We start from the raw sequence: 1121 nt of genomic DNA on the forward strand, positions 1-1121 counted from the left end.
GGCATATTGCATGGTGTGCTCCTTATTTATACATAACGAAAAACGCCTCGAGTGAAGCGTTATTGGTATGCGGTAAAACCGCACTCAGGCGGCCTTGATAGTCATATCATCTGAATCAAATATTCCTGATGTATCGATATCGGTAATTCTTATTCCTTCGCTACCATCCATTGGAGGCCATCCCTCCTGACCATTTCCATCATTCCAGCCGAACTCACACACAACACCATATGCATTTAAGTCGCTTGAAATTGCTATAAGCAGAGCATGTTGCGCCAGCATGATTAATACAGCATTTAATACAGAGCCGTGTTTATTGAGTCGGTATTCAGAGTCTGACCAGAAATTATTAATCTGGTGAAGTTTTTCCTCTGTCATTACGTCATGGTCGATTTCAATTTCTATTGATGCTTTCCAGTCGTAATCAATGATGTATTTTTTGATGTTTGACATCTGTTCATATCCTCACAGATAAAAAATCGCCCTCACACTGGAGGGCAAAGAAGATTTCCAATAATCAGAACAAGTCGGCTCCTGTTTAGTTACGAGCGACATTGCTCCGTGTATTCACTCGTTGGAATGAATACACAGTGCAGTGTTTATTCTGTTATTTATGCCAAAAATAAAGGCCACTATCAGGCAGCTTTGTTGTTCTGTTTACCAAGTTCTCTGGCAATCATTGCCGTCGTTCGTATTGCCCATTTATCGACATATTTCCCATCTTCCATTACAGGAAACATTTCTTCAGGCTTAACCATGCATTCCGATTGCAGCTTGCATCCATTGCATCGCTTGAATTGTCCACACCATTGATTTTTATCAATAGTCGTAGTCATACGGATAGTCCTGGTATTGTTCCATCACATCCTGAGGATGCTCTTCGAACTCTTCAAATTCTTCTTCCATATATCACCTTAAATAGTGGATTGCGGTAGTAAAGATTGTGCCTGTCTTTTAACCACATCAGGCTCGGTGGTTCTCGTGTACCCCTACAGCGAGAAATCGGATAAACTATTACAACCCCTACAGTTTGATGAGTATAGAAATGGATCCACTCGTTATTCTCGGACGAGTGTTCAGTAATGAACCTCTGGAGAGAACCATGTATATGATCGTTATCT

Annotated in this window: 2 protein-coding genes; both read right to left on the minus strand. The window is 40.9% G+C overall.

Translation table 11 applies throughout. From position 1 onward, the window contains the following. Window positions 1-84: 84 nt before the first annotated feature. Window positions 85-453 carry a DUF2528 family protein gene (locus tag AACS05_RS24845; protein WP_045438166.1) on the minus strand — a complete coding sequence of 123 codons (369 nt, stop codon included), beginning with the start codon at window positions 451-453 and terminating at the stop codon, window positions 85-87. Between the two features lie 182 nt (window positions 454-635). Then, window positions 636-836, minus strand: coding sequence for an antirestriction Ral family protein (locus tag AACS05_RS24850; protein WP_000213975.1), 201 nt, complete (start codon window positions 834-836; stop codon window positions 636-638). Window positions 837-1121 lie beyond the last annotated feature (285 nt).

The organism is Citrobacter sp. S-77, from assembly GCF_963864895.1.
Lineage (GTDB): Bacteria > Pseudomonadota > Gammaproteobacteria > Enterobacterales > Enterobacteriaceae > Citrobacter > Citrobacter murliniae.

What these genes read in the sequence shown, in the direction of transcription:
- AACS05_RS24845 (WP_045438166.1), bottom strand. Translation starts at nt 453, where the DNA reads ATGTCAAACATCAAAAAATACATCATTGATTACGACTGGAAAGCATCA.
- AACS05_RS24850 (WP_000213975.1), bottom strand. Translation starts at nt 836, where the DNA reads ATGACTACGACTATTGATAAAAATCAATGGTGTGGACAATTCAAGCGA.